Annotated in this window: 9 protein-coding genes; 6 read left to right on the top strand and 3 right to left on the bottom strand. The window is 46.3% G+C overall.

What is annotated here, in order from left to right:
• The first annotated feature begins 78 nt into the window (after positions 1-78).
• Together QUA83_RS22760 and QUA83_RS22765 are read left to right on the top strand one after the other, a co-directional pair.
• Entirely contained in the window at positions 79-1,017 is a 939-nt protein-coding gene (locus QUA83_RS22760) for a UDP-glucuronic acid decarboxylase family protein (RefSeq protein WP_333038674.1), read from the top strand.
• Between the two features lie 134 nt (positions 1,018-1,151).
• Entirely contained in the window at positions 1,152-2,540 is a 1,389-nt protein-coding gene (locus QUA83_RS22765; RefSeq protein WP_333296026.1) for a UDP-glucose/GDP-mannose dehydrogenase family protein, read from the top strand.
• A 145-nt stretch (positions 2,541-2,685) separates the two neighbouring features.
• Here the strand turns inward: QUA83_RS22765 and QUA83_RS22770 are convergent, their stop codons facing one another.
• On the bottom strand, positions 2,686-3,156 hold the full coding sequence (locus QUA83_RS22770; protein ID WP_333296027.1) for a hypothetical protein: 471 nt from the start codon (positions 3,154-3,156) through the stop codon (positions 2,686-2,688).
• 312 nt (positions 3,157-3,468) lie between these two features.
• On the opposite strand from QUA83_RS22770, the gene QUA83_RS22775 reads away from it, so the two are divergent.
• The gene (locus QUA83_RS22775; protein ID WP_006632503.1) at positions 3,469-3,687 is read left to right on the top strand and encodes a helix-turn-helix domain-containing protein; all 219 of its coding nucleotides are present in this window, start codon (positions 3,469-3,471) and stop codon (positions 3,685-3,687) included.
• A gap of 126 nt (positions 3,688-3,813) precedes the next feature.
• On the top strand, positions 3,814-5,997 hold the full coding sequence (ppk1, locus tag QUA83_RS22780; protein WP_333296028.1) for a polyphosphate kinase 1: 2,184 nt from the start codon (positions 3,814-3,816) through the stop codon (positions 5,995-5,997).
• A 159-nt stretch (positions 5,998-6,156) separates the two neighbouring features.
• On the opposite strand, the gene QUA83_RS22785 is transcribed toward ppk1, so the two are convergent.
• Both QUA83_RS22785 and QUA83_RS22790 read right to left on the bottom strand, forming a co-directional pair.
• Positions 6,157-6,327: a hypothetical protein gene (locus QUA83_RS22785; RefSeq protein ID WP_333031883.1), complete on the bottom strand. Its 171-nt coding sequence runs from the start codon at positions 6,325-6,327 to the stop codon at positions 6,157-6,159.
• Positions 6,328-6,529: 202 nt separating this feature from the next.
• Positions 6,530-6,790 (bottom strand): hypothetical protein, encoded by a 261-nt coding sequence (locus tag QUA83_RS22790; RefSeq protein ID WP_006632500.1) that lies wholly within the window; start codon positions 6,788-6,790, stop codon positions 6,530-6,532.
• A 319-nt stretch (positions 6,791-7,109) separates the two neighbouring features.
• On the opposite strand from QUA83_RS22790, the gene QUA83_RS22795 reads away from it, so the two are divergent.
• Together QUA83_RS22795 and QUA83_RS22800 are read left to right on the top strand one after the other, a co-directional pair.
• Positions 7,110-7,661, top strand: a complete 552-nt coding sequence (locus QUA83_RS22795) for a DUF2854 domain-containing protein (protein WP_333296030.1) — start codon at positions 7,110-7,112, stop codon at positions 7,659-7,661.
• 410 nt (positions 7,662-8,071) lie between these two features.
• Positions 8,072-8,449, top strand: coding sequence for a DUF3598 family protein (locus tag QUA83_RS22800; protein WP_333296032.1), 378 nt, complete (start codon positions 8,072-8,074; stop codon positions 8,447-8,449).
• The last annotated feature ends 74 nt before the right edge of the window (positions 8,450-8,523 follow it).

Raw genomic sequence — 8,523 nt, forward strand, 5'->3', positions numbered from 1 at the left:
TTCTATTAGTAAGTTTCATTCGAGCGACTGAATTTTTGTACTCCAGTCCTACCCCTAAACAGAACGGCAGTTTCCACAATGAGAATTTTAGTCACAGGCGGTGCGGGTTTCCTCGGTTCCCACCTAATCGATCGCTTAATGGCCCAAGGACATGAGGTAGTCTGCCTGGATAATTTTTACACCGGGACTAAACGCAATATCCTCAAATGGCTGGACAACCCGTATTTTGAGCTGATCCGCCACGACATCACGGAACCGATTCGGTTAGAGGTAGATCAGATTTACCATCTGGCTTGTCCCGCTTCCCCTATACACTATCAGTACAACCCTGTCAAGACCATTAAAACAAACGTCATCGGCACGATGAATATGTTGGGATTGGCCAAACGGGTGAAAGCAAGATTCTTTCTCGCTTCCACTTCCGAAGTGTACGGAGATCCTGACGTTCATCCGCAAACAGAAGATTATCGCGGCAACGTTAATTGTATCGGGATCAGATCGTGTTACGACGAAGGGAAGCGAGTAGCTGAAACCTTATCTTTTGATTACCACCGTCAAAATGGGGTAGATATTCGAGTTGTGCGAATCTTCAATACCTACGGCCCCCGGATGTTGGAAAATGACGGCAGAGTAGTGAGCAATTTTATTGCTCAAGCTTTGCGGAATCAACCGCTGACAGTATACGGCGACGGTTCCCAAACACGTAGTTTTTGCTACGTTTCTGATTTGGTGGAAGGATTTATTCGTTTGATGAATAGCGACCAAATCGGGCCGATGAATTTGGGTAATCCCGGCGAATACACTATATTGGAACTGGCACAAAAAATTCAAAATACGATTAATCCAGGGGCAGAAATTATCTTTAAACCGCTGCCGGAAGACGATCCAAAACAGCGACAACCGGATATTACTCGTGCTAAAAATTGGTTGGGGTGGGAGCCAACTGTGCCGCTGGATCAAGGTTTAGAGTTGACTATAAAGGATTTTCGCGATCGCATCGAGGGAAACCAAAAGTAGAGACTGGGAGAGGGCGAGACTGGGAGAGTGAGGGAGGGAAAAAATCTTCCTTATTCCCAATTCCCAATTCCCAATTCCCAATTCCCGATTCCCAATTCCTACCTGATTTATTTACTAGCTTTGAGGAGATTTCTATGCAGGTTTGCGTCATCGGTACAGGATATGTTGGCTTAGTCACCGGCACTTGTTTGGCCCACATCGGCCACCACGTGATTTGCGTAGACAACAACGAAGAAAAAGTTAAATTAATGAAGTCTGGACAGTCGCCTATTTTTGAACCTGGACTGTCTGAATTAATGTCTTCTGCATCTGCGTCTGGCAATCTAGAATTTACTTCGGATTTAGCAGCAGGAGTGTCTCACGGGGATATTTTGTTTATTGCGGTGGGGACGCCTCCTTTGCCGACTGGGGAAAGCGATACTCGCTACGTGGAAGCGGTTGCTCGTGGAATTGGAGCTCACCTCGACGGCGATTACAAAGTAATCGTAAACAAATCGACAGTGCCCATCGGTTCGGGGGATTGGGTGCGAAGAATTGTACTAGACGGTTTAGCAGAACGTCAAAAACCTCAAAGCGGTGAGGGCGCTACTGGTGAGGAAGTCGCAGCAAAAACAGGTGTTCAATTTGATGTGGTTAGCAACCCGGAGTTTTTGCGGGAGGGCTGTGCTGTTTTCGATACTTTTAATCCCGATCGCATTGTTCTCGGCAGCAACTCTCGGCGGGCTATGGATATGATGCTACAGTTATATCGGCCGATTGTCGATCGCAAGTTTGCAGAAAATCAGTCTTTGCCGGAAGTTCCTGTGGTGATGACTGATATCAGTTCAGCGGAGATGATTAAGTACGCAGCTAATGCTTTTTTGGCTACGAAGATTAGCTTTATTAATGAAGTTGCTAATATTTGCGATCGCGTCGGTGCAGATGTTAGTCAAGTTGCCCGAGGTATCGGCTTAGATTCACGGATTGGCAACAAGTTTTTGCAAGCTGGCATTGGTTGGGGCGGTTCTTGTTTCCCCAAAGATGTTTCAGCTTTAGTTCACACTGCTGACGATTACGGCTACGAGGCGCATTTGCTGAAAGCGGCAGTGGAAGTTAACGAACGCCAGCGGTTGATTGCTATTGAAAAGTTGCAACAAGTTTTGAAGATTCTCAAAGGTAAAACCGTCGGACTTTTGGGTTTAACTTTCAAGCCGGATACTGACGATTTGCGGGATGCTCCAGCCCTGAATTTAATCGAGAATTTGAATCGCTTGGGAGCGAAAGTTAAAGCTTACGATCCGATTGTTTCTCAAACTGGGATGCGTCACGGTTTGTCGGGAGTTTTGGTAGAAACTGACCCAGAAAGATTGGCAGACGGTTGCGATGCTTTGGTGTTGGTGACTGACTGGGAACAGTTTCGTAATTTAGATTACGAGAAAATGGCAAAGTTGATGAATCATCCGGTGATGATTGATGGCCGCAATTTCTTAGACAAGAAGGCTTTAGAAGCGGCTGGTTTCCAATATGTGGGGATTGGAAGATAAAGAAGAGTTTTGAGTAGAATTTCTGTTTCGTAGGGTGCGCTTCGGCGCACCTTACAAACGAGCATTTCTAAGCCGTAGGATGCGCCGAAAAACACCTTACATTTTCTGGCTACCAACAATCGCGGGTTGAGCCGCCGCGCGTGCTTTAAAAATTCTCCATCAATGTTTTTTCTTGAGCGTAAACATCTCGTAGCTGTTGCAGCGCTGAGGCAGAAATTACCGATTTAACTGTAGCGACTAATTTACCCCACTCCAGCAAGCTGTCAACTGAAACAGCCGCTTTGAAGTTGTACGTATAGAATTTAGTCCAAAATTCTGGTGCTTGTGTCCGTTTCCAGCGTTTGTACCAGGCGACAAAATCTTGAGCACAGGGCGGTTTTACTTCTAAGATTGGCGGAAAATCGGCGTAGCTGACAAATCGACTCAGGCCTTTGGCATGAACGTACACCACGTTGTGGCAGCAATCGATCCTGTATATCTGTTCGGGTGATATGTTGAACAGAAGTGCTACTGTTTCTTCGGTGACAAATCTCGATCGCGGATTGACGATCAACGATTTGTGAATAATTTTTGATGCGCCGATCGCTGATGATCTTAGCTGATTTTCTGATATCATTGTAGTTGCATCTGGTGGTAGTAGGTAAATCTATCTGTGCTAAGTGCGATCGACAGAAATAATCTGTCGGGATTAATTTTAGCTGGCGATCGTCTTTAGTTTCGTTGACTCCGCCGCAAAACGGAGACAAGCCCCGACTTCTGCCATGAGAGGCGCAAAATTTTCGCTCCAAAACTTTCGATCAACGTTCAAGCTCGCAGATTCATCTTTAGAGTCAATCTAAAATCTAAAATCTAAAATCTAAAATCGAATGACCGGGGCGATCGCTTTTTGATATATTATACTAAATCCAAAATTTTGTAAATAGTGAATATGAGCAAAGGCTTAGTCAGGTTGCGGGTTCGAGAGTTGGCTGCCGAGAAGGGATGGACGCTCAAGGAAGTTGCGGAGCGATCGGGGGTGGGCTACAGTACGATTAGCAATTATGCCCGTTCTCAGGGTATGGCAATGGTTGACTTTGCAGCAGTCCACAAGTTGGCTCGAACTTTTGATGTGATGATTGAGGATTTCGTGGTAATCCTAGAAAAATAGTTGAACGTTTTGCTTAAATTCTAATGTGGTAGCGATCGACCAAAAGCAGATGCGAACAAATCCTTTAACCTACAATACTATTTCTAGAGATGCCATCACCGAGCCTCCCAAAGACTCCCTCAAACCATGCCCAAGCCAAAAAAGACCACCCCCAAAACCTACTCTGAAATCAACCTCAGCGATCCTCAATACTACTTCAACCGAGAACAAAGCTGGCTAGAATTCAACAACCGCGTGCTCCACGAAGCCCTCGACCCCCGTACGCCCCTCCTCGAAAGGCTCAAATTTCTAGCTATTTTTAGCTCCAACCTAGACGAATATTTTATGGTGCGCGTGGGCGCCCTCAAACAACAAGTACACGCAAAAGTCAGCAAATTAACCTCCGACGGCCGCACGCCCCAACAACAGCTAGATGCCCTGAACAAGCGGCTTTTGCCGATGGTTACTCAGCAGCACTCGTATTTTGAGCAAACCCTGCGGCCGAAACTAGCAGCAAGCGAAATCTACATTCTCGACTACATTGACCTCAATCAAGAACAGCGCAATTACTTGCACCGCTACTTCAAAGAACAAGTATTTCCCGTACTCACTCCCCTCGCAGTTGACCCCAGCCACCCATTCCCCTACCTTTCCAATCTCAGCCTCAATTTAGCAGTAGTAGTCAGGGACCCCGACACGCGGGAAGAATTATTTGCCCGCGTCAAAGTACCGCAGGTTTTGCCGAGGTTTTTGCCCCTACCGGCGGATTTGCAGTGGCAGCAGAGGGGCAAATCTCCTGTTTGGACTGGCGTGCCCCTAGAACAGGTGATTGCCCACAATTTAGAAGCTTTGTTTCCGGGGATGGACGTAGAGGAATATCACCCGTTCCGTATTACTCGCAATTCCGATTTGACGGTGGAGGAAGATGAGGCGGAGGATTTGCTGCTGGCAATAGAACAGGAACTCCGCAAGCGCCGGTTTGGAGGTTCTGCGGTGCGGATGGAAATTCAAGCGATTATGCCGCCTGCGCTGCGAGATATGCTCATGGAGGAGCTGGAGCTCGGTGAGCAAGATGTTTACGTCGTAGAGGGGCTGCTAGGCCTCAAGGATTTGATGTCTTTTGTGGGGCTGCCGGTGCCGGAACTGAAAGACCCGCCTTGGACTCCGGTTGTGCCGCCGCGCTTGCGGAACTTGGAATCGGCAAGGATTTTAGACAAATCGATGTTGGATGCTGAGGATGGTCAGGATATTTTCACGACCATCCGCCAGGGCGATTTGATGCTGCACCATCCTTATCACTCGTTTGCGGCGACGGTACAGCGGTTTATTACTGAGGCGGCGCACGATCGCTCCGTGTTAGCGATTAAGATGACTTTATACCGCACTTCTGGAGATTCGCCGATCGTCAGTGCCTTAATTCAAGCAGCAGAAAACGGCAAGCAGGTAGCCGTTTTAGTAGAGCTCAAAGCTAGGTTTGACGAAGAAAATAATATTAATTGGGCTCGCAAGTTAGAACAAGCGGGAGTCCACGTAGTTTACGGTTTGGTGGGACTCAAAACCCACACCAAAATTGTGATGGTAGTGCGTCGGGAGGACGATTACATCCGCCGCTACGTCCACATCGGCACTGGCAATTACAATCCTAAAACAGCCGGACTCTATACCGATGTGGGTTTGTTGAGTTGTCGCGAGGATTTGGGATCGGATTTGACGGATTTGTTTAATTATTTGACGGGTTATTCGCGGCAGGTATCTTATCGCAAATTATTGGTGGCACCGGTCAATATGCGCGATCGATTTTTAGCTTTAATCCGGCGCGAGGCAGAATTCTGCCGCTTGCAGGCCGAAGGCGGCATCGGTAGCTGTGGCCGCATTGTCGCTAAAATGAACGCTTTAGTTGACCCTCAAATCATTGTTGCTTTGTACGAAGCTTCGCAAGCGGGAGTTAAAATTGATTTGATTATTCGGGGGATTTGCTGTTTGCGTCCCGGCGTTGAAGGTGTTAGCGAAAATATCAGAGTTATCAGTATTATCGGCCGTTTTTTAGAGCATTCTCGGATGTTTTATTTTTTCAACGGTGGCGACGAAGAGGTGTATATTGGTTCTGCTGACTGGATGCAGCGCAATCTTACAAGACGGGTTGAGGCCATAGTTCAGGTGGAAGACCCGACAATTGCTAAGGAATTGCAAGAAATTTTGGGGGTAATGCTGGCTGACAACCGCCAAGCTTGGGATTTGCAGTCTGGGGGACACTACTCTCAGCGGCGGCCGCCTGCTAATTGCCCGGAGGTGAGCTCTCAGCAAATTTTGATGGATATGGTTTTGAATTAATCATTAGGAATGGGGAATGGGGAATGGGGAATTGGTTATTAGCTATCTGTTATTGGTTATTAGCTATCTGTTATTGGTTATTAGCTATTAGTCAACAGTCAACAGTCAACAGTCAACAATGCCCCATGCCCCATTCCCCATTCCCAATGCCCAATGGCCCTAACTGTTAAAAGTACGCTTGAATTCTTCTAATAGATCGTCAATTTCTTCGATCGCCTGACTCACATCTATTCTCAGGGCTCCCAAGTCCGATCGATCTAACAGCCGCACGAGGGATTCCCGCTTGACTTCGATCTCTGCTACGCGCTCTTTGATTGTTTGTGCATCCATGGTTTTTTGCCTTTGCTACTATTAACAAAAATATTTGACATTCCCCTCTGCGAACAGACGGAGATTCTTAATTCACCGACATACCTTTTTGGGCAAATTCTTCACTGTTTTTATATGGTAAGTGATGAACCTGCTCAGGATTTTTTGGTCTGTGTTATAGTTTGATTGTACATCAAAACCTCAGCCAAACTCCAGCCACATTTTAGCGCAAAAAAGGCGGACGTTTGGTATCTGCCGGTTTATTTTTCATCATTCCAGCTAAAAATCGCTTCAGGGCCTTCTCTCGGTTTTTCATAAAAGCAGCCCAAAATCCCGGTTGATATTCATCCATCGTCTTGGCTAGGGCCCAGACATCGATCGCTAAGATATTATAAAGCCTTTCATCTTCACGTTTGAGCGAGTTAATCTGCTCCAGAACCGCCTTGTTTGCTCCGGCAGTTTGTTTGTCTTCGTCTTTAATCATGTCCAAAAAATGGTTGAAAGGGCAAGAGTGTCGATCGCGATCGCCACTCTGTATACTTTGATGATACTGCCGATCTCGATTGCCTTCTGGAACCAACGCCGCGCAATTAACACGGATATTTACCGATGGCGCGCCCGGGCGAGTCCGGCTGGATAAGCTTCTGAAGCTAGAGACAAGACTGTGGATGCACACTGCTCCCGCGCTCATAGATGCTAGCAGTTTTTGCAAGTCTTTTGGCAAAAAAACTAAATTTATTCAAGACTTTTTGACAGATAATAATTAAAGTATATTGTTGATTCCAGCTTACTACCTCACTAATATGTTACGCAAAATTTCTTTAGCAAACCTAGCCTTAGTTGTTGGCGGTATTATAGCAGCAGTCGGGTTTGGAGCCTACTTCACAGACAGACCTACCCTGAACCTAGCCGGTTTTTTTTATGGAATTCCGCTGTTGCTGGGAGGTTTGGCTCTGAAAGCCGCCGAACTCGAACCAGTGGATTTCACCGAACCGACATCTCCCGAAGTTCTCCTCCTGCGAGAAAGTCAGGCCACAGATACTCAAAACCAAGTCCGCAAAGATGTCACCCGATTTCGCTACGGCCAACCCGCGCACTTAGATGATGCTTTGGAGCGCTTGGGTCTGGCCCCGACAGACGAGGAACGGCCTCTCCTGCAAGGGTTGCGGGAAGTTGATGTTGACGGTGCTTATGGGTTAATTTTAGAGTTTTATTCGCCACTAATGCCGATCGACTTATGGGAAGAAAAGCTAGACAAAATAGCTACTTTTTTTGGGCCGGGTTTGCGCGCACAAGTGACTCAAAAGGCTGGTGACAAAATAGAATTGGCTCTAATTAAAAATACTCAAGGTTAAAGTATTCTGAAGTTTTGAGTGCGGAAATTTTGAAGTCGCCAATTAATAATTAATCCTCCCCCGGCTCAGATACTGATTTTAGCGGCAGCGTGAAACCTGTCGCTATCAACAAAAGCTCAATCTGCAATTGAGCGATTGCCCCAATTGGATTTTTCTAATTACAATAGTGTTTGAGAAGCGATCGGCAATGTTAAATCAGGAGAAGCACAAATAGTTTCGTCCCAGAGTAGGATAGGTATTATCGGCGCAGGACAGGGTTTTTCAGTTGCAGTTAAACAAGCGTCGAATTGGATGATAGCAGTCTCAGTTGCAAATAATCCTGGTTCAGTCTTGAGTAGAAGAAATGAGCAGGTTAAATCCGCCAAACTAAATTATTGACAACAATCTATAGGGAAAACAGGGATACGCCTATGTCAGAAAACAGAGTGTCCATCACCGCCAAAGTACCTTTAACTGCTCAACAGCAGTGGGAAACTTTCATGGCTCATCACTGCGGACGTTGGCAAGGGGTATTCGTTAGATATGATGGCACAGGGCAGGTTCTCGATATTCTTGATTCTGTACGGAGCTTCATTCCTTCTGACAATCGGCAAACAGTCACCCATTCCACAGACTTCAGGAGTCGGATGACAGAAACAGTAACGCAGAAACAATGGGTTTTGACCTTGGGTAATCCGCTGATTATCCATCCGTTTGCTCCAGAGGCTTATCTGCTTTTTAATCCCCATTCTTCTGACACAATGGTTGGGCCGGATCGAACGGGTTCAAGCTTCTATTTTGAGCATTAAGTAGTTAAGCAAAATTAATTACATAATTATCTCCAAATTCTTTAAGAATTCTTTCGACAGATGAAACAAGAGAT

The organism is Microcoleus sp. K1-B1 (genome assembly GCF_036704705.1).
Lineage (GTDB): Bacteria > Cyanobacteriota > Cyanobacteriia > Cyanobacteriales > Microcoleaceae > Microcoleus.

What these genes read in the sequence shown, in the direction of transcription:
- QUA83_RS22765 (WP_333296026.1), top strand. Translation starts at nt 1,152, where the DNA reads ATGCAGGTTTGCGTCATCGGTACAGGATATGTTGGCTTAGTCACCGGC.
- ppk1 (WP_333296028.1), top strand. Translation starts at nt 3,814, where the DNA reads ATGCCCAAGCCAAAAAAGACCACCCCCAAAACCTACTCTGAAATCAAC.
- QUA83_RS22785 (WP_333031883.1), bottom strand. Translation starts at nt 6,327, where the DNA reads ATGGATGCACAAACAATCAAAGAGCGCGTAGCAGAGATCGAAGTCAAG.
- QUA83_RS22760 (WP_333038674.1), top strand. Translation starts at nt 79, where the DNA reads ATGAGAATTTTAGTCACAGGCGGTGCGGGTTTCCTCGGTTCCCACCTA.
- QUA83_RS22800 (WP_333296032.1), top strand. Translation starts at nt 8,072, where the DNA reads ATGTCAGAAAACAGAGTGTCCATCACCGCCAAAGTACCTTTAACTGCT.
- QUA83_RS22790 (WP_006632500.1), bottom strand. Translation starts at nt 6,790, where the DNA reads ATGATTAAAGACGAAGACAAACAAACTGCCGGAGCAAACAAGGCGGTT.
- QUA83_RS22770 (WP_333296027.1), bottom strand. Translation starts at nt 3,156, where the DNA reads ATGATATCAGAAAATCAGCTAAGATCATCAGCGATCGGCGCATCAAAA.
- QUA83_RS22775 (WP_006632503.1), top strand. Translation starts at nt 3,469, where the DNA reads ATGAGCAAAGGCTTAGTCAGGTTGCGGGTTCGAGAGTTGGCTGCCGAG.
- QUA83_RS22795 (WP_333296030.1), top strand. Translation starts at nt 7,110, where the DNA reads ATGTTACGCAAAATTTCTTTAGCAAACCTAGCCTTAGTTGTTGGCGGT.